Below are 19,827 nucleotides of genomic sequence, written 5' to 3' on the forward strand. Positions count from 1 at the left end.
GCCCGGTGCCCACCGGGCCGGCCGGACCCGCGTACGTCACCGGCCGGCCGCCGGCCGCCTCCCACCCACCGCCGCACGAGGAGCCGCCATGCGCGTCCTGCTGGTCAACATGCCCTGGTCACCGATCGACCTGCCGTCCCTCGCCCTCGGCATCCTCAGACGAAGCGTCGACGAGCGCACCTCCGGCCGGGCCGATGTCCTGCACGCGAACCTGGAGTTCACCGACTGGATCACCCGGCGGACCGAATTCACCGCGGACGACTACCAGTACTACGCGCTCTCCTCCTACTTCATGGGATGCGGCGACTGGGTGTTCTCCTCGGCCCTGTACGACGACCCCGAGTGGCGGGTGAAGGAGTTCAGCGTCTCGATGCGCGGCAAACTGCGCGCGGAGCGGCTGGAGATGTCCAAGCAACTGCACCGCGTGGTACCGGAGTTCGTGCAGGAGATCGCCGAGCGGATCGTCGCGGCCGCCCCCGACGTCGTCGGCTTCACCTCCACCTTCCAGCAGAACACCGCCGCGCTCGCCGCCGCCAAGTACGTCAAACGCCTCGCCCCGCACATCAGAACCGTCATGGGCGGCGCCAACTGCGACGCCGAGCAGGGCCACGCCACCCACCGCAACTTCCCGTTCGTGGACTTCGTGGTCCGCGGCGAGGGCGAGGCCGCCTTCCCCCAGCTGCTCACCGCGCTCGACGAGGGCGGCGACCTCGCCGCCGTCCCCGGGCTGTGCCACCGCGCCGCCGACGGCGAAAGCATCGCGAACCCGATGAGCACCACACCGCTGCCGCCCGCGACCATCCTGCCGCCCGACTACACCGGCTACTTCGAGCGACTGGCGTCCTCCGTCGCCCGCAACTGGGTGGAGCCCAAACTCGTCGTCGAGGGGGCCCGCGGCTGCTGGTGGGGGGAGAAGCACCACTGCACCTTCTGCGGTCTCAACGGCTCCTTCATGCAGTTCCGCAGCAAGAGCCCCGACACCTTCTACGACGAGATCATGGACCTGGCCCGTCGGCACCGGGTGCTGGACATGTACCTCGTCGACAACATCCTCGACATGGGCTACCTCACCACCGTCCTGCCGCGCATCATCGAGAGCGGCCACGACCTGCGGATGCACATCGAGATCAAGGCGAACATGCGCCGGCCCCAGCTGCGCCTCCTCGCCGAGGCCGGAATGATCTACGTCCAGCCCGGTATCGAGAGCCTCAACAGCCGGGTGCTCGACCTGATGGACAAGGGCGTCAGCGGCTGCCAGAACGTCCGCATGCTCCGCGACGGAGCCGAGACCGGGCTCTCCGTCTCCTGGAACTACCTGCACGGATTCCCCGGCGAGAGCGCCGCCGACTACGAGCCCGTCATCGCCCAGATACCGGCCCTGGAACACCTCGACCCGCCCGTCGACCTGTCCGCCCGTATCGCCATCGAACGCTTCAGCCCGTACTTCAACCGGCCCGAACTCGGCTTCACCGGCCTGCGCCCCGAGGAGCACTACCGCTTCACCTACGACCTGCCCGAGTCCGAACTCCTCGACCTGGCCTATGTCTTCGAGGCCCCGGAACGCGGCATCACCAAGCCCACCGTCACCGCGCTCAACGACGCCCTCGCCGCCTGGAAGAAGCGCCACGCGGACAGCAGACTCACCCATGCGGACCTCGGCGACCGCATCGTGCTCGTCAGTCGCCGGCACGCCTTCGACTGGGGTGCCCTGGAACTCACCGCACCCATCGAGATCGCGGCCTTCCGGCTGCTCGACCAGCCGCACGCCCCCGCCGCCCTGACCCGCAAGCTCGCCGCCCGGCTCCCCGAGCACACCGTCGAGGAGGCTGCTGTGCACGCCCTCCTCCAGCACTGGGTGACGCTCGGGCTGGTCTTCACCGACGGCGGCCAGTACGTCCACCTGGCACCGGCCGCCGTCAACGAGGACCTGCTGCGCCTCGACTTCATGCGGCACACCCACGCCGCGGCAGTCCCGCCGGAGCGGCCCGACGACGCCGCCCGAGCCCTCGTCGCCCACGTCTGACCCCGCCCGGCCCGCAGCAGGACTCCCATGCCCCGCAGGAGAACGCCATGACCAGCACCGCCATCCCCGCCCACCGCGCATCGGCCCTCCACGCCTGGCGGGACTACGACAAGGATGCCTGCGCCCTGCCGGGCATGAGCCTGGGCGCTGTCGACCTGACCGCGCCGCCGGACGAGCAGGCCGCCCAGCTGTGGGAACTCGGGGCACGCCGGGTGGAGTTCACCGGGGAGATCGACCTGACCGCGGTCGACGACCCCACCGACGCCGACCGGGCCGTCCGGAGCCTGTGCCTGATCCGCGATCTGACCGCCCGTGCCGTATTGGTGCAGTGGCAGCTGCGGCTGCCCCCGGAGCCCGACGACGGCTGGCGCGACCTCAGCCACCTCCAGCCGCCCCGCACCCTCACCGGCCCCGCCGATCCCGCGGCCGCGCTGGCCGAGTGGCGCAACGGGCACTACCTCTGCAAGTGCCTGTGGCGGCAGGGCCCCGGCTTCGTCCAGATCCGCGACCGCCGCTGGGGCGAACTGCGCCGCTTCACCGCCGAGGAGCCCGAATACCAGCAGGCCATCGCCCAGCTCTCCTACGGCGCACCGCTCCGGGACGTGCCCCCGGCCATCGCCGCCGACTTCCTGGCGGAGCGCCTGGTCCATCGCACCGGCCCGCTGCTGTGGTGGCTGCCGTACCGGGTGAACCGGTGGATCCAGGAGGCGATGGCCGTCTGAGGACCGCGGGGGAGCGCCGGCGCCCGCGCGGCACCGGGTTGCGTAGGCGGCATGTATCCGTCGCACGTCCCGTGGCATGCTGCCGGTGTCCGACATCGGTCCTGAGACAGCACGGGGGTACGGATGGCTGTCCGGTTCGCTCCGCTCGATGACGACGATCCGGCCCGCGTGGCCGGTTACGACTTACGCGCACGGCTCGGCGCGGGCGGCATGGGGCGCGTGTACCTCGCCTTCAGCCCCGGCGGCCGCGCGCTCGCGGTGAAGGTCGTACGGCCCGACTACGCCCAGGACGAGGAGTTCCGGCGCCGCTTCCGGAAGGAGATCGACGCCGCCCAGCGCGTCCAGGGCCTCTACACCGCACCGGTCGTCGACGCCGACAGCGAGGCGAAACTGCCCTGGCTGGCCACCGCGTACGTGCCCGGCCCCACCTTGCACCAGGCCGTCAGCGAGCACGGTCCGCTGCCGCTGCTCACGGTGTTCCGGCTGCTGGCGGGCGTCGCCGAGGGCCTCACCGCGATCCATGCCTGCGAACTGATCCACCGCGACCTCAAACCGGCCAATATCCTCCTCGCCGAGGACGGCCCCCGCGTCATCGACTTCGGCATCGCCCACGCCGCCGACGCCACCACGCTCACCAGCACCCATATCCGCGTCGGCACACCCGCGTTCATGGCCCCCGAGCAGATCCGGGGGCGCTCCGCCACCCCGGCCACGGATGTCTTCGCGCTCGGCAACCTCGCGGTGTTCGCCGCCACCGGACGCACCGCCTTCGGCGAGGGCAACCCGGACGCCCTCTTCTACCGGATCCTCAACGAGGCCCCGGAGCTGGACGCCTGTCCGTCCACGCTGCGCACCATCGTCAAGCGGTGCCTCGCCCGGGACCCCGCGGAGCGGCCGGCCGTCAGCGAGATCATGGCGTACGCCAGGAAGCAGACGTCCGGTCAGACGCTAGCCCTCGCCGGCTCCTGGCTCCCCGAGGCCGTGGAGAGGTCCCTGGCCGGGTACGACACCAAGGCGTATGTGCCGCCCAAAACGAAGAAGGCCGGCCAGGGCGCCACGGCACCCCGCACCGCCGAGACCGAGAAGAAGGCCACGGCCGGATACCAGGCCGGTGCCAAGACGGTGGACCGGGCCGGTGCCAAAACCGTGGGCACGGCCGGGGGAAAGCCGCCGGCCGGTGGCGGAAGCCCGTCCGGTGGCAGCGGGAGCTCGTCCGGCGGCGCGCTCGCCGTGATCGGGTTGCTCGCCGCGGTGGCGTTCTTCGTCATCGGCCCGGACAAGGTCGTGGGCGCGTTCAGCGACGAGCTCAAGGAATCGCCGTCCCCCTCATCGACGTACTCCGCGCCGTCGTACACCTCGTCGCCGGACGCGAATGCCCGGGGAACCGGCCTGACCGGCGGCAGCGACACCTCGACCCCGGAGCCGACGGAGGAAGCGACCCCCGACGGCTGCGCGCGGGGCAATCAGGTGTTCAGCAGCAATCTCGACACCTACGACAAGGCAAGCGCCGCCTCCCTGAGCTCGCTGGCCGCCAGCCTTGACTCCGCGGCGAGCGACGCGGGCGACTCGGAGGTGGCCTCCGCGCTCCGCGACCTCGCCGACGACGCGCGGGCGCTGAGTGACGCGGCAGCACAGTTCGACGACGCGCTCAACCGCCGCGACAGCTCGCGGGCCGAGACCTACAAGAACGCGTTCAGCTCGGCGCGCCAGGAGTGGGAGGACGACGCCGAGACCTTCAAGTCAGTGTGCTCGTAAGCAGCTTCCGCCTCAGGATGGGCCCGCACGACCCGTGCGGGCCCACCTTTTGGATCAGCTGTTGCAGGTCGTGAAGTCCGGGCTGGTCTGCGCCAGATAGATGCTGGACCGGCCCTGGTCATCGCTGCGCAGCGGCACGGTGACGGTGTCCTGCGCCTTCCACGGGTAGCCGTTCGCGTCGAAGGTCCACTCACCGGTCACCTTCGTCGCCAGCTCCGACAGCGCCACCCAGCCGTACTGACGCGACGGCACGGTGATCACCAGGCTGTTGCCGAGGTCCGTCCGCAGATCGTAGGTGACCTGGCCGGAGAGGGTGAGGCTGACGCTGGTCTGCACCGGGCTCGCCATTCCGGTGCCGAGGGTGGAGGTGAAGGACACCCCGAGCTGGCTCGACCAGCCGGAGGAGGTGTTCAGCGAGAACGTCCAGGGCACCGGCGCCTCGGTGCCGTTGTACCAGACGGGAGAGATGCACTGCTTGGGAAGGGGCTCGGCGGGGGCCTGCGAACCCTTCGTCCACGAGCAGGTCGCGGCGTCCTTCTGGCAGCGCTTCGACGCATAGGTCACCGCGGCCTTGAACGCGGCGCCGGTCGCCGAGGCGGGGATCTTCCACTGCTGCGGCTTGCTGCCGTTGCAGCCGTAGGTCTGGGTCCATGCGTCGTTGTACTGGGCGCCCAGCACGACGTCGACGCACTTGTTGTCACCGGCGTTACGGATCATGAAGGTGTCGCTGGTGCCGCTCACCGGCTGGAAGTACCAGCGCAGGCCGGACGATCCGGAACATGCCTGCTGCTTGAGCGGGTAGCCCGCTCCGACGCACTTGCCCGTGGCGTCATTGACGAGGGTGAACGATCCGTCGGCCTGAAGGCCGGCGTTCCACTTCTGGTGGTAGCCCGGCGCGGAGTTGGTGACGATGAAGACACCGTCCCCGGTGTTGCCGTTCTGCACATCCAGGTTCCGGCCGTTGTTGACCGACGTGAACGTCAGGCCGTTCAGGCCCGAGCCGTCATCGGCCCGGGCCGTGCCGGTCTGCGTGCCCAGGCCGAGGGCGACGGCGAGCACGGCGATGAAGACGGTGAGTGTTCTGCGTAAACCGCTGTGTCCGGACGGTCTCATACCAGAACAACCCCCTTATCTGTTCGGAGTGTTGGTGGTGCAGTTCACCGTGTTCCGCACGCTATCGCCCCCGATGCCCCGGCGGCAGTGCTCAGCCGGCTGTGCTCAGCCGGCTGTGCACTGTGCGGCGGACTCCGCCTCCGCCGGCACCTCGGACCGCGCGTCTGCACGACTCCCTGGTGCGTCCTCCGGAACCGGCGTCTGTGCCTGCGTCTGCGCCTTCCCCTTCCCCCGCATCCGCGACACCGCCACCCCGGACAGACAGAGGAGACCACCCAGCAGCGTCAGCCAGCCGGGTATCTCGCCGAGGAACAGCCAGGACAGGAAGACGACCAGCACCGGTACCGCGTAGGTCGTGGCACCCATCTTCCCGACGGTCGTACGGGACACCGCATAGGCCCACGTGGTGAACGCCAGGGCCGTCGGGAACACCCCCAGGTACACCATCTGCAACGTCGCCGAGAGCGGGGCGCGGCTCACCTGGGACACCAGCTGGCCGGCGAACGGCAGACAGGCCACCGCTCCGGCCAGCGCACCGAACGTCGTCACCTGCATCGGTGTGGCGTGCTTCAGGGTCGGCTTCTGGAGCACCACACCCACCGCGTACGCCAGCGCCGCGAACAGACACAGCAGTACGCCGACGAGCGAGGACGTGCCACCTCCGGACATGGACAGCCCGACCACCACGGCCCCGGCGAACGACACCGCCATGCCCGCCATCAGCTTCGGCGGGAAGCCCTCCTTCAGCAGCCACCCGCCCAGCAGCGCCATCAGGATCGGCCCGACATTGACGACCAGGGAAGCCGTTCCGGCATCCACATGCCGCTCACCCCAGTTCAACGCGACCATGTACGCGCCGAACCACAGGACTCCGGAAGCGAGGATGCCCGGCCATGCCTCGCGCGGCGGGAACCCACCACGCCGGGCCAGCAGAAGGGCGCTCATGACGACGGACGCCACCACCAGCCGGCCCAGCGCGAGTGCACCCGGCCCGAAATCCGCAGCGGAACTACGGATCGCGATGAACGACGACGCCCACAGCACCACGGTGACGGCGGCCGCGGCGAGCGCGCGCCCGTCCGCCCGGCGCACCGACCCGCCATCGTCATCCACCACTGTTGTTCCCACCCGCTGGCTCACTCCCGCGCCTCCCGAAGCTCGTTGCGCACGCCCTGCACGCACACCTGAGCCGCCAGCTTGTAAGAGGCCGCACCGCACTGACAAGCGAATAGTGGGGTCCGGCAGGGTCCCCGCCGACCCGCGCGGCCCCCGTACTGCCCATAGGGGTCCTGGTCGTCCTAGCGTCCTGGTCGTCCTAGGCGTCCTTGGCGTTGCCCGGTTGGCGCGGCTCGCGTCGCATCGCCCACAGCGTCGGCCCGCCGCCCGGCAGTTGGAGCTCCTGCCGCACGGTGAACCCGAAGTGCTCGTAGAACGGGAGGTTGCTCCGCTTCGACGACTCCAGGGCGACGGGCAGCCCCGCCGCGTCGGCCTTGGCCAGCCCCGAGCGCAGCAGGGCCGCCCCGTGCCCTTGGCCCTGGGCGGCGGGGTCGGCGCCGAGCACCGCCAGATGCCACTGCGGTTCCTGCGGCGCGTGCTCGGCCGCCGCTTCGACGGCCTCCCGGAACAGGGCGGCCCGGTCGCCGAGGATCTCCTGGAGCTCCTCAACGGTCTCCGCGTCCGGGACGGTCTTGGCCGGCGCCTCCGGCGGCACCCAGAACGCAGCCGCCGCCCCGGTGCGCTCACACACGCCGTGCCGCCCGTACTGCCGGGTGAAAAGAGTGCTGAAGTAACGGACGAGCCCCGCCGGACGAGCGGCATCGTCGGGGAAGAACCAGCGCATCATCGGGTCGTCGTCGAAGGCGTCGGCGAGGATGCGGCTGATGAGCGGCGCGTCGTCGATCGCGGCCGTCATCGGGGTGTTTGTGGGGTGGTTCCGGTTCGTTATCGGCATACGGGTCATTCTGCACGCTCGATGATCTTGAGTAACAAGGGGATCCGGTTTCGACGTGGCCCGTGGGGGCGGAAGCCTGTGAACCGGGATCTGACGGTGCGTGCGAGGCGAGGGACGCGGTTCGCGCAGTTCGCGTAGGTCGGCGTCCGGAGGGGCCATCAGGGAGGCCCTGACCGCTACGGGACTCCGATCGCGGACACCTGCTGGAAGGAGAAGGCCGCGGTGTAGCCCGCGCCGCTTTCCACGCTCGCCCAGGCGACCGAGGCCAGGGCACTGTACGGGGCGATCTGACGGTACGGCAGACAAAGGACGCCGGCCAGATGCGGGGCGACGGTCCGCATCACCGGCACGAAGCGGAATACCAGGAGAGTGGGGCCGCCGCGCTTGGCCATGAGGGTTTCGGCTCGCTGCCACGCGGAGGCAGGGATGCGGCGGCCGAGCCTTCCGGTACGCAGCCGCTTGCCCATCAGGTGACCGGTGCGATGGCCGAGAGCGTCCCCGGCCATGACGGCGACGGCGGCGACCGCGATGACCCACAGCAGGTTCAGGCTGCCGGCGCGGGCCAGGGCTCCGGCGGTGAGCATGAAGGCGAAAGTGGGAATGACCGCACCCACCAACAAAACGGATTCGGCGATGATTGCGGTGCCCAGCACCGTGTAGGCGGCGGTGGGGGGAATCTTGCCGAGCAGACTGGCGAGGGTATTCATCGCGATATGCCCAGCGGGGGAGTCCGCGCGCCGGAGAGGTTGTCAGCATCGATGGGCCGGCGCAGTTGCCACACCCGCGCGGGTGGCAGATTTCCCCACACGGTCCAACAGCCGGTCGCGTACTGGTGGTGGAATTGGTTCAACAGATCTTTGACGCTGCGTTGACGGCGGGCCTCCGGCCGGGAGGTCAGGAAGGTGCGCACCCAGCGGCTGCCGCAATAGGAGAAGTAGGTGAGAGTGCCCCCGGGGCGCAGGAGATCGAAGTACCGGCCCATGATGTCCCCGACCTGACCGGGGGAGAAGTTGGAGAACGGCAGGCCGGAGACGATCACGTCATAGCGGCGGTCAGTGCTGAGCCGTTCGACAAACGTGTTGTGGACGCGGACTTGCTCCTGCTTGTCCAGCAGGTTCGGGTGGCCGCTCACCAGGCGGCGCAGATGTGCGGCGAAATGGGAGTTGGCTTCGACGATGTCCAGTCGGCTTCCCCGAGGCATCCGGGGCAGCAGGACTCGGGTGACCGAGCCGGTACCCGCGCCTACTTCCAGGACGTTCGCACTCCGCGGCGCTCGTTCCAGCAGCGGGTCGGTCAGCAAATGGGCCAACGACTTGCTGCTGGGAGCGATGGAACCGACCGTGCGATGGTTCCGTATCGATTCAACCAAGAAGGTCCAGCCTTCGGTGGCACGCGGAGTCCGGGCATGACTTTGAGCAGTGTTCTCATTCATGAAGAAAAGACATTCCTGGGAGGGCGCGAAGCGGCTGAGGATTCGATTGCCCCATCCTCGAACGCACGGGTCAGCGCCGTCCTCCCCCACAGGGACGCAAAGCCGGACGGTCCTGAAGTGCCACCGCTGCTCCCGGCGTCATCCTCTGGACGGACGGCCACCCGACCTGGGACCTAAGGGCTGACCCGTAGTGCTGTCCCGTAATCCCTGGCGGCGCACGACGACAGCTACGGCACTCCCCCCTCTGACGCTGGGAGGCTGAGCGCTTCAAGTGGAGCCGGCCGCTCCCGGGACGGACCCGGACACTCCCGGACGAGTTCCGGCCATTGGGCGGTGGAGTCGTCCCGACCGGTCACGGGTGCGGTAGGAAAGGGGCCGGTCCGCGGCCGGCTTCCGCCTCTCCCGCGAGCGCACCGAATGAACACCCCACTCCGGCGTTGCCGAGGGTCCCACCCGTCATTCACCGGCTCATTCCGGCGCCGACGGGGTCATTCCCGTGTTCTCGGAAACGGAGACCATGATGCGAAGACCCATCCGTGCCGCGGTGACGGTGGTCGCGACCGCGTTCCTCATGCCCCTGCTGGCGGCGAGTCCGGCGCCCGCCTCGTCGGGCCGGCCCACCGACGGCGCCCGTGAGCCCGCGGACTGCCGGCCCGCCCTCCAGGTCCTGGCTTCTCCGCCGCGTGCGCCCCGTCAACGATCAGGGGCTGATCGTCGGTGACGCGGTCAAGAACGGTGCCCTCGTTGGCCTCGCATGGGAGGGCACGAGTATCCGGCGTCGGCTCGCGCCACCGGCCGGATACTCGCTGACCTCGGTGACCGCCCTCAACAACGCCGGCCAGATCGCCGGTTCCGGTGAGGCCGTCAAGGACGACGAGTCGTGGTCGGCGGGCCTCGTCTGGCCCGCCAGGAGGGGCGCCGCGGCCGTACCGCTCCAGTGGTTCTGGCCCGCGGGAGTGCCCTACGACTACTAGTACCCCCGCGACATCGACCGCGCCGGACGCATCGTGGGCACCCACGACTACACCCGGCTGGACACCCGGACTCCCACTCAGTGGCTGCCCCCGGTACACGACCGAGAGCGAGCCGGGGCTGCTCGGTGAGCGCACCAGCGGCACCTTCGAAGCCATCAGCCCCACCACCAATGTGAGTGTGGGCACCGCCTCGGACAGCCACATGGTCGGGCCCTTCCCGCCCGAGACGGCGCCCCCGGAGCAGGCCCAGATATGGCCGGGCACCGGCCCCCTGCTGGCGCTGCCCCGGCTCTCCCCGGAGGGCGCCTCCCAGGCGTACGCCGTCAGCGACGACCAGCGCGTCGGCGGCTCCGCGGCCGACGCCTCCTCTTGCCGTTTCGAACACCGCCGTGGCGAACTCCATGCAGTCGCCGGCGGGCGAGGCCGCCTTGTCCCGTGAGGTCAGCCACCCCCGCACGGTGACGCGTGCACGCACCCGGTCACGCACGGGGAGCGGGGCGACATCCGTGAACTTCAGGGTGGCGGGCACCCGCTCACCCGCCCCGGCCGCGCCGGTGAGACCGGCGTCCGCGGGGGACGGGTGCAGGTGGACGTGCTGTGTCGCTCCTGGCCCGTTTCCGCGGGACACCTCGATGCCGCGGCCATCGGCCTCCATCGTCATCGAGTGTGCCGAGGCCAGGATCGCCCGGACTCTTTCGGCGCTGGTCGGCTGCTGCTCCGTGCCACCGAAGATACGCATAAAGACTCCCGAGGGTTAGGTAAGGCTTACCTTACCAGTGCGGCGTCCGTCCTCGGTGCCGCTCCGCCTGCCGTGCCGCGGCGGTCTTCAGCCCGACAACCGGCCGCTCCGCACCGGTCCCCTGCGGTTTCGCGGGCGGCCCTCCTTCCGGAAAGGGCCGTGCATAAGGCGCCCTCAGTGTGACGAAGGATCCTCCTGCCGGTTCTTGGAGTTGCGGAAGGATGCGGTAGGTGACCATCACGCGGACCTGTGAGACGTGCGGCATTGAGCTGCGCTCCACCACCCCACGCGCGCGAGACGGCAAGGACCCGGGCGGGCGGCCGGCCCGCTACTGCTCCGGCGCCTGCCGGCAACGTGCGTTCCGGCAACGCGCCGGTCGTCAGGGGGCAGGTCGTCAGGGCGCCGGCCGACAAGACGCGAGGGAGGCACGGGACGGTACGGCGCCGCGGGACGGTACGGCGGGCAGGCCGGGACACGGGTTGCCGCAGCCGCTTGACGAGTTCGTCGGACGGGAACGTGAACTGGTGCGCCTGCGCACTCTGTTGAGTTCATCCCGGCTGCTGACGCTGGTCGGTCCCGGCGGGGTCGGCAAGACCCGGCTCGCGCTGGAGCTCGCGGGCCGGGTGCGCAGCGGCCGCCTGGGACGCGCCCAGCTCGTCGAGCTGGCCTCGCTCCGTGACGGCGAGCTGCTGCCGCAGGCCGTGGCGGTCGCCCTCGGCGTCGGCGAGCGCGGCGGCCGGGCGGGGATCGAGGCGCTCGTCCACGCGCTGGGCACCCGCCGCATGCTGCTCGTGCTGGACAACGCCGAGCATGTGATCGAGGCCGGTGCCACGCTGGCCGCGACCCTGCTCAGCCGCTGCCCCGGCCTGCGGATCCTCACCACCAGCCGGGAGGCCCTCAGAGTGCCCGGCGAGGTGGTGTTCCGCGTGGGGATGCTCGCGCTGGCTCCCGACGGGGAGGAGCCCGGTGCGGACGGGCAGCAGCCCGTGGAGGCGGTCCGGCTGTTCGTCGCGCGGGCCCGGACCTGCGCACCGGAGTTCACGCTGGGGCCCGGCAACGCCCATACCGTGGCGGAGATCTGCCGGCGGCTGGACGGCCTGCCGCTGGCCGTCGAACTCGCGGCCCGCCGGGTCGGTTCCCTGACGCCGGCGGACATTCTGCGCGGGCTGGACGACCAGCTCGGCCTGCTCACCGACGGCAGCCGGACGGGACCGGGCCGCCATCGCGAACTCGGCGCGGCGATCGACTGGAGCCATCGGCTGCTGGACCCCGCGGAGCGGCTCGTCTTCCGGCGCCTTTCGGTGCTGGAAGGCGGCTTCGACGCCGCGGGGGCGGCCGCGGTCTGTGCCGGCGGTACGGAACCCGGCAACGAGGCGGTGGAGGGGGCGGGCGACGGGGCGAGGCCGGTCGCCGGGGTGCCTTCCGGGCAGGTGTTACGGGTGCTCTGCGCGCTGGAGGCCAAGTCCTTGATCGTCCGGGTGCCCGGTGACGAACCGGACGCGGCCCGGTTCCGGCAGCTGAGCGCGATCCGCGCCTACGCGAGGAACCGGCTCACCGAGGCGGGAGAGCTGCACGCCACCTGGCACCGCGCGCTCGACCGCCTGGCCGTCCAGGCGGCCGCGGACCACGGTTCGGTGTTCGCCGATGCCGCGGTGCGTACGCCGGCCCTGGAACGGGAGAACCTCGTCGCAGCCGTCGCGTACACCACGGACCGGCCCGACCCCCGTTATGTCCCGCTCGCGCTCGCCCTGGCCCGACTGCACTACCACCAGGAGCAGTTGACGCTTGCCCGCGCACTGCTGACCGGAGTGCTGGGCCGGGCACGGGACGGCGGAGCCCGGGGCGCGGCGCTGGCGCTGGCGACCCGTTCAGCCTGCCTCCAGGCGGATCACGAAGCGGCCCTCGCCTTCGCCGAGGAGGCGGTCGCCGTGGCCCGCACCCAGCGTGGGTCCGCCGCGACGGCCAATGCGCTGGACGCGCTGGGGGCCGCCCGGCTGTGCCGGGGTGAATTCGCCGAGGCGGTCGCCGCGTTCGCCGAGTGCCTTGATGTGGTCCGCCCGCTCTCTCGCCCGCTGGACACCGCGCTGTGCCTGCACCACCTGGCCTGGGCGCAGCTCCAGACGGGCCGGGTGACCGCGTCCGACGCGCTGATGGCCGAATGCCTGCCCACGCTGCGTGCCGAGGCCCCTCCGGGCCAGTTGACGGCGGCGCTGCACACCGCCGGCGCCATCCGGCTGGCCCAGGGCGACACCGTCGGCGCGGAGGAGTTATTCGTGGAGGTGCTCCACCAGGCGCCCATGGAGAGCTATCACTCGCTGTATCCGCTGGAGGGCCTCGCCATAGCGGCGGCCGGACGGGGTGAGGCGGAGCGGGCGCTGCGGCTGTGTGCGGCGGCCTCGGAGATGCGACGGCGGATCGACACGGAGCCCGAGGCGCACTGGCAGCGGCAGGTGAGCACCGCCACCGCACGGGCGCGCGAGCGGTTGCGCCCCGCCACCGCGGACCGGGCCGTGGCCGCCGGCCGAAGGCTGCGCGGAGAGCGGCTGACCGGGTACGCCCTGCGGCGCACGGACAGCGCGTCCGTACGCAGCGAAGCCGCCGCGGACGGCTACCACCCCTCCGCCGCCGAAGGGCCCGGTTCCGGCACGCCCGAGGGGCTCGGCGGCGACCACTACGGATACCCGGCCGCCGGGCCGCCGTTGACGGCACGTGAGGCGGCGGTCGCCCGACTGGTCGCCGAGGGCCTGACCAATCGGCAGATCGCCAAGCACCTGGGCCTTTCCCCGAGCACCGTGGGCGGCCATCTCGACCGGGTCCGCGACAAGTCGGGGCTCCGTACCCGCACGCAGATCGCCCTGTGGATCACCGGTCGGAACCCTCGGCCCGCTCGGTGAGGCCCTGCGGTCCTGCGCCCGCTGATGAGCGGCGACGGGGCCCGCCCTCGTGGCGAAGGGGCCCGCCCTCGCGGTGACGGGGCCCGGCCCCGCGGTTTCGTTACGCGCGCAAGTCACCGGTCATCCGATCCGTGTACGGGACGGCGCGACCCCGGAAACTGTGCGGAACGGGGCGCTCCGGGGCTGCCGGACCTGCGGCTTCCGGCCCACCGGGGCACCCCACCCACCGAGTTGAAGCCGCGGCTCGACTCGACGCCGATGCCACCTGGAGGCGCAATGCGGTATGACGACGAAGCGAAAGCGGCGGACGCCCACGGCGGCGCCCGGCACCCGGACACCCCGCCCGTCCCGGACGGCACGGACGTCACGGACGGTCAACAGGGCAACTCCCGAAGGGCGTTCCTCAGGACCACTTCCGCGGGCGTGACCTCCGCGGCCCTGGCGGCAACGGCCGGCGTCGCGGCGACCTCGGCGGCCGCGGCGCAGCGGACCGTACCGGCCACCGCGCCGAAGCAGCCGTCACGGGTGCGCCCCGCAGCGCTCACGAAGGCCGTCACGCCCGCCTGCTCGGGCCAGGAGACCCCGGCCTCGATCGAAGGCCCGCTCTTCAAGCCCGCGTCCCCCGAGCGCGGTGATGTCGTCACGCCCGGGACCCAGGGCGTGCGGATCGACCTCGCCGGCGTCGTCTACGACACCTCCTGCACCCCGCTGCCGGGCACCCTCATCGAATTCTGGCAGTGCGACCAGAACGGTGACTACGACACCTCGGGATTCGCCCTCCGCGGCCATCAGTACACGAACAACCGGGGCGCCTACCTGCTCCGGACCATCATCCCCCGTGACTACTGGGGCCGTTGGGGACAACGGGCACCACATATCCACACCCAGGTCCAGGCTCCCGGGAGCCCCGTCCTGGTCACCCAGCTGTACTTCCCCGACGACACCGAGGCGTACGGCCGGGACTTCGCCGCCCTCAATGCCGCGGACCGGCTGCTCAACCGCGCCTGCACCATCGCCCTCACCGCACGGCCCGGCGGGGCCTACTCCGGCACCTTCGACTTCGTCCTCAAAACCACCGCCTGAGCCCGGCCGGCCACCGCCCATGACTCCCCACCCGACGGAGGACCCCATGACGCCCTCGCAGCCATCCACCACCCCGGCACCGGAGCCGAGGCGCCGCCGAGCGCCGCTGCTCGTGGCGCTCGCCGCCGCCGTTGTCGCCGCGCCCCTCGGCCTGGCCGCCCTGGCCGGCGACCCCGCCGCATCGGCCGCGCCCGCGACACCCGTAGCGGCCGCGCAGGCCGGTACCTGGCAGCGCACGACGGTACCCGTGGCGAAGGGCGACCTCACCGCCGTCGCCGCGCTCAGTGACACCAGCGCCTGGGCCGTGGGCTACCGGCTGAAGAGCGCCACCGCCCTCGAAGCGGTCGCCCTGCGCTGGAACGGCACCACCTGGACGCAGGAATCCACGCTGCCGGCGAACAGCTTTCCGCAGGCCCTCGCGGTCCGTTCGGCCGGCGACATCTGGGCGGTCGGTTCCGCGACCGAGCACTGGGACGGCAGCACCTGGACCACCCGTCCCCTGGACCGGGACCCGGCAGGCCGGGTCGTCCCGGACGCCGTGGCGACCGCGCCCGGCGGCCGGGCATGGACGGTGGGACGGGCCATGTCCCGCTCGGTCAAGGACGGAGTGCCGGCCATCCAGCTGTGGGACGGCACGTCGTGGAAGCGGCAGACCTTGCCCGACGTGGGCACCGGTGAGCTGAGCGGAGTGACCGTCGTCGCCGCCGATGACGTATGGGCGGTGGGCACGTCGTACACCGCGGACGAGAAGACGCCACAGACGGCTCTGCTGCTGCACTGGGACGGCACCGCCTGGAAGAAGGTCACCGCGCCCGGTCCGGCGGGCGCCCACCACTGGCTGACCGGCGCCACCGCGCTCGGCGCCGAGGACATCTGGGCGGTCGGCGGCGCTGTGTCCGGCGGCTCCGAGCGCCCGTACGCGGTCCACTGGGACGGCACGAAGTGGTCCACGACCACGACTCCCGACGTCCCGGACGGCCGGCTGCGCGCCGTGGGCCGCGCCGCGGACGGCACGCTGCGGGCGGTGGGCGGGAAGGGGAGCGCTCCCGTGGCGCTGCAATGGAACGCACCGGCCAAGCGGTGGCAGCACATCACCGGTCCCGGCGTCGTCGTCCGCGGATTCACGACCGTCCCGAAGAGTTCCCGGCTGTGGGTCGCGGGCCTCGCCACACACGGCGACCTCGTCCCGGCCGTCACCCGCTTCTCGGGCACGTCCTAGGGGCGCACTCCGCGTGGCACGACGACCTGTTCCCCGTCGTGTGAGCAATCGATGACAGCGACGCCGACCAGCGGTTTCGGACCCTGGTCGAGGCCGCGGAACCTGGCCCAAGAGGCGGTTCACCGCCGACCTTTGGGGGGCCGCCAAGGCGCCGTCACCTGATTCAGGCGACGGCGCCTGGAGAGCCCCGCGGCTCGCCCTTCTGCTCTACGGCCTCTTCGCGCGCCCGGACCCGGCGGGGTGTCCTCAGACGGACGCCATCGGGCGGGCGTCTTCGGGGGCGGCGGTGGCGGCCGGGCCGGCTTCGGCGAGGGTCGGAGCGCTGGTCAGGCCGCGTTCGTGGGCCTTGACCCCGGAGCGCACCGCCCAGAAGTAGAAGACCGGGGCGGTGACCGCGATCAGGGCGGTGCCGAGTACGCCGGGGAGGACGCCCCGGCCGCCGAACTCCTCGCCGCCCAGCGCGGACACCGCGGCCGTCCACACCAGGAAGGCGATCATCCACCAGGCCGGCGCGAACTGCCGCAGCAGCCGCCGCTCGCCCCGGCGCCACAGCACCACGGCCGCGATCGGTGCGGCCACCAGCGTCAGCACGGTGATCTTTCCGGTCTCCGGCCACTTCGACCAGTACAGCGCGCAGGCGGCGAAGGCGAAGGTGACCGGGCACAGCACCCCGGCGGCCGGCAGCCGGAACGGACGGGGCAGCTCCGGGCGGGTCCGCCGCAGCACCCCCACCGCGATCGGGCCGATCAGATACGAGATGACCATGGCCGCCGACACCACACCGGCGAGCGCCTGCCAGCTGCGGCCGACGGTGAGCAGCAGCACCACGGAGAAGGCGAGGTTCAGCCACATCGCGGGGCGGGCGGTGCCGTAACGGGGATGCACGGCCGCCAGCTTCCGGGGGAAGAACCCGGTCTCGGCGAGGTTGGTGACCATGTACGCGGCCGAGGCGACATTGGCGATGTTGGACCCGGCCGGCGAGATGAACGCGCCGAACTGGAGCATGGTGACCACCCAGTGCAGCATCAGCAGCCCCGCCAAGTCGGCGAACGGGGAGTTGAGGTTCACGCCCTGCCATCCGCCGGCCCGCTCCAGCAGCTCGGGCGGCACCGACCCCAGGTAGGCGACCTGGAGCGCCGAGTAGATCACCAGGCCCAGTGCGAGCGCACCGATCAGCGCGACCGGGATGGCCCGGCCCGGGTTCTTCGCGGCCCCGCCGAGGTTGACCACGGCCTGGAAGCCGTTGAAGGCGAAGACCACGCCGCAGGTGGTGACGGCGGTGAGCACGGCCGGCCAGCCGTACGGGGCGAAGCCGCCGTGGTCGGTGAAGTTCGAGGTGTGGAAGCCGGACCCGACGAGGGCGAGCACCGCCAGCACCGGGATGGCGAACTTGACCAGGGTGAGCACGGTGTTGGCGCGGGCCAGCAGCTGGACCGACCAGAAGCAGGTCAGCCAGAGCGCGAGGGTCAGCACCAGCGACACCGCCGTGCCGGAGAGGGTCAGCTGGTGGGTGCCCGGATCGACCAGGCCCTTCGCCCAGCCGTAGCTCCAGGACGTCATGTACTGGGTGGCCGCGATCGACTCGATCGGAATCAGTGAGGCGGTCGCGATCCACACCGCCCAGCCGGTGAGGAAGCCGAGGACCGGCCCGTGCGAGAGGTGCCCGTAGCGGGCCATCCCGCCGGGGATCGGGTAGGCCGAACCGACCTCCGCGTACGACATCGCGATCATCCCGATGAAGATGACGCCGATCACCCAGGCGACCAGCGCCGCGGGGCCCGCCACCTGGGCAGCGGAGCCGGCCCCGAAGAGCCAGCCGGAGCCGAAGATCGAACCGATGCCGATCATGATGAGGGCGAAGAGGCTGAGCCCCTTGCGCTCGCCGGCGCTCATATCCATGGGAAGTGTTGTCCGTCCTGGTGGTGCACATGCCCCGCACCATCGGCGGGGCCGCTCTCGTCTGCCGCCGACCACCTTATTTCCGGCCAACCAGCGAGAACGCCGCTGAGCTGCCCGAACATCACACGCCCCGGCCCCGCCGGACCACGCCCCCCGACGCCAACAGCTGCGCCCGCACGGCCCGTTCACTCCCTGGCCGCCACTCCTCGGCGGCCGGGGAGATCACCGCATGAGACGCGTCACAGCGAGGGAGGAGGGGGGTGGTTGTCCGTGGGTGCGGGCGTGATCGGACGGGAGCGATTCAACATCACTTCGGCGGCCAGTCCCGCCGGGCCGGCGACCGGGCCGTCGCCGGTGCCTTCGAGCGGTGCCACCGTACGGCCACGGAGATCATTAAACCGCAGTATTTTCCCGAGCCCGAATTCCTCATTCCGTAAGCGTTATTCGGCCGCAGTGGCCGGGAAACGCCACCCCGGCCCGTGATGTGAGTCACGTTTCGGTGTCGGTACGCACTCTTTGGGAGATTTTGTCGAGGGCTCAAAGTCGCCCCTACTTCAGCAACGCACCATTTCGGCCATGTCGGGCGGCTCGTGCGACGAATTCCTGTGTGAATAGAGTCCTGGTGTCCGGCGGGAGTTCGCCGGTTGCCCTTGGGAGCGGAAATTCTGATTCCCCTTCGCGGATTTCTGGATTCCGTTTCAATGGGCCGTTGCGCTACGGCAAGGGGGTGCCATTATGCGTTACGCGTACTGAGGTATATGAGGCGTCGGCCGGGGTCACTGGGCCCCGGCCCGCGCGACTTTTGATGGTGCGTGGCCCTCGTGTTCCTCTCACTCGCTCAGGACGGAATGTGTCTGACTACGATCCGCTGGACGCGGCCACGGTGGCCGATCCGTATCCCGTCTATGAGCGGCTGCGGAAGAATTCACCGGTGTTTTGGAGTGAGCGTTTCGGCTCGTGGATCGTGACGCGCTACTCGGATTGTCACCGCGTGCTCAGCGAGGTGGACGTATTCGCCAGTGACTGGCGCAGGGCCGGGCACGAGGCGCCACCCACCGCGGCCCTGAGCATGCAGGAACTCGACCCGCCCGACCACACACCGGTCCGCCGGCTGTTCACCACCGCCCTCCGCGACCAGGATCTCGACGGGATCGCGGCCTTCGCGGTCCGGGACACGGCCGCCGTCTTCGCGCAGCTGGCCGATGCGCCCTCCTTTGACTTCACCGCCGAAGTGGCCCGTCCGGTGGCGCTCCAGGCGGTATGCCGGCTGCTCGGCGTGGACCCCCCGCCGGTCGCCGCGTTCGCCGAGCTGTCCGACGCACTCGTACGCGGCATGGACGCGGGCCTGCTGCCCGAGGTGCTGGAACCGGCGATGGCGGCCCGGGGCCGGATCAACGAGCTCATGGCCGAGTGGTTCACCGCTCACCGCCGGCCGGGCCTGCTCACCCAGGTCCTCCACGGCGCGGCCGCCGCGGGCGTCACGGAAGACGCGGTGTGGAACAACGTCCGGGTGCTCTTCCTGGCCGGGTTCAGCACCACCGTCGGCGCGGCCGCCAACGCCGTGCTCGCCCTCCTCGAACACCCCGGCGCGCTGGAACGCCTGCGGGACCCGGCGCTGCTGGATTCCGGAGTGGAGGAACTCCTCCGGTACGACGGCCCGGTCCAGGGCACCACCCGCGCCTGCGTCGCAACCACCCGGTTCGACGACGTCACCGTGGAGCGCGGCCAGCTGGTGCTGGCGCTCTTCGGCGCCGCCAACCGCGACCCCGAACGCTTCGCGTCCCCGGACGAGTTGCTGCTCGACCGGCACCCCAACCGGCACCTCTCCCTGGGCTGGGGCCCGCATGCCTGCTCGGGCGCCCTCCTCGCCCGGATCATCATCAGGGCCCTCGTCCAGCAACTGCTGGCCGCCCCCGCGCCCCCGCGACTCGCCGCCCCGCCCGTCAGGGTGCCGCGTGCCACCCTGCGCTATCCGGACCGGCTGCCCGTCACGTTCCAGAACGCTGAGCCCGAACGCTGAGAG

The 19,827-nt window shown here is 71.2% G+C and carries 15 protein-coding genes; 9 read left to right on the forward strand and 6 right to left on the reverse strand.

From position 1 onward, the window contains the following. Positions 1-88: 88 nt before the first annotated feature. The 3 genes from ACFWJW_RS21930 to ACFWJW_RS21940 all read left to right on the forward strand — a co-directional run bounded on the left by ACFWJW_RS21930 (position 89) and on the right by ACFWJW_RS21940 (position 4,500). On the forward strand, positions 89-2,023 hold the full coding sequence (locus ACFWJW_RS21930; protein ID WP_387243830.1) for a RiPP maturation radical SAM C-methyltransferase: 1,935 nt from the start codon (positions 89-91) through the stop codon (positions 2,021-2,023). Between the two features lie 47 nt (positions 2,024-2,070). Further along, a complete protein-coding gene (locus ACFWJW_RS21935) occupies positions 2,071-2,745 on the forward strand; it encodes a DUF5825 family protein (RefSeq protein WP_387243833.1) in 675 nt (224 codons plus the stop codon). Positions 2,746-2,868: 123 nt separating this feature from the next. After that, the gene (locus tag ACFWJW_RS21940; protein WP_387243836.1) at positions 2,869-4,500 is read left to right on the forward strand and encodes a serine/threonine-protein kinase; all 1,632 of its coding nucleotides are present in this window, start codon (positions 2,869-2,871) and stop codon (positions 4,498-4,500) included. A gap of 54 nt (positions 4,501-4,554) precedes the next feature. Here ACFWJW_RS21940 and ACFWJW_RS21945 read toward each other — a convergent pair whose 3' ends face one another. The 5 genes from ACFWJW_RS21945 to ACFWJW_RS21965 all read right to left on the reverse strand — a co-directional run bounded on the left by ACFWJW_RS21945 (position 4,555) and on the right by ACFWJW_RS21965 (position 8,996). Beyond that, positions 4,555-5,613, reverse strand: a complete 1,059-nt coding sequence (locus ACFWJW_RS21945) for an RICIN domain-containing protein (protein WP_387243839.1) — start codon at positions 5,611-5,613, stop codon at positions 4,555-4,557. Between the two features lie 105 nt (positions 5,614-5,718). Further along, entirely contained in the window at positions 5,719-6,729 is a 1,011-nt protein-coding gene (locus tag ACFWJW_RS21950; protein ID WP_387243842.1) for a DMT family transporter, read from the reverse strand. A 199-nt stretch (positions 6,730-6,928) separates the two neighbouring features. Beyond that, positions 6,929-7,573, reverse strand: a complete 645-nt coding sequence (locus tag ACFWJW_RS21955) for a GNAT family N-acetyltransferase (RefSeq protein WP_387243844.1) — start codon at positions 7,571-7,573, stop codon at positions 6,929-6,931. A gap of 167 nt (positions 7,574-7,740) precedes the next feature. Beyond that, entirely contained in the window at positions 7,741-8,271 is a 531-nt protein-coding gene (locus tag ACFWJW_RS21960; RefSeq protein ID WP_387243847.1) for a DedA family protein, read from the reverse strand. After that, a complete protein-coding gene (locus ACFWJW_RS21965; protein ID WP_387243850.1) occupies positions 8,268-8,996 on the reverse strand; it encodes a class I SAM-dependent methyltransferase in 729 nt (242 codons plus the stop codon). Before ACFWJW_RS21965 ends, ACFWJW_RS21960 begins: the two co-directional genes overlap by 4 nt. 683 nt (positions 8,997-9,679) lie before the next feature. On the opposite strand from ACFWJW_RS21965, the gene ACFWJW_RS21970 reads away from it, so the two are divergent. The 5 genes from ACFWJW_RS21970 (at position 9,680) to ACFWJW_RS21990 (ending at position 15,905) form a co-directional block, all read left to right on the forward strand. Then, entirely contained in the window at positions 9,680-9,970 is a 291-nt protein-coding gene (locus tag ACFWJW_RS21970) for a hypothetical protein (RefSeq protein WP_387243853.1), read from the forward strand. A 178-nt stretch (positions 9,971-10,148) separates the two neighbouring features. Next, positions 10,149-10,409 (forward strand): hypothetical protein, encoded by a 261-nt coding sequence (locus tag ACFWJW_RS21975; protein ID WP_387243856.1) that lies wholly within the window; start codon positions 10,149-10,151, stop codon positions 10,407-10,409. 824 nt (positions 10,410-11,233) lie between these two features. Further along, positions 11,234-13,603 (forward strand): LuxR C-terminal-related transcriptional regulator, encoded by a 2,370-nt coding sequence (locus tag ACFWJW_RS21980; RefSeq protein WP_387243859.1) that lies wholly within the window; start codon positions 11,234-11,236, stop codon positions 13,601-13,603. A gap of 276 nt (positions 13,604-13,879) precedes the next feature. Next, the gene (locus tag ACFWJW_RS21985) at positions 13,880-14,686 is read left to right on the forward strand and encodes a dioxygenase (RefSeq protein WP_387243862.1); all 807 of its coding nucleotides are present in this window, start codon (positions 13,880-13,882) and stop codon (positions 14,684-14,686) included. A 46-nt stretch (positions 14,687-14,732) separates the two neighbouring features. Then, entirely contained in the window at positions 14,733-15,905 is a 1,173-nt protein-coding gene (locus tag ACFWJW_RS21990) for a hypothetical protein (protein ID WP_387243865.1), read from the forward strand. Positions 15,906-16,151: 246 nt separating this feature from the next. Here the strand turns inward: ACFWJW_RS21990 and ACFWJW_RS21995 are convergent, their stop codons facing one another. Beyond that, complete coding sequence (locus ACFWJW_RS21995) at positions 16,152-17,804, reverse strand: APC family permease (RefSeq protein WP_387243868.1); 1,653 nt, start codon at positions 17,802-17,804, stop codon at positions 16,152-16,154. Between the two features lie 850 nt (positions 17,805-18,654). On the opposite strand from ACFWJW_RS21995, the gene ACFWJW_RS22000 reads away from it, so the two are divergent. Further along, positions 18,655-19,824, forward strand: a complete 1,170-nt coding sequence (locus ACFWJW_RS22000) for a cytochrome P450 (RefSeq protein ID WP_387243871.1) — start codon at positions 18,655-18,657, stop codon at positions 19,822-19,824. The last annotated feature ends 3 nt before the right edge of the window (positions 19,825-19,827 follow it).

This window comes from Streptomyces sp. NPDC127097, from assembly GCF_042724075.1.
GTDB lineage: Bacteria > Actinomycetota > Actinomycetes > Streptomycetales > Streptomycetaceae > Streptomyces.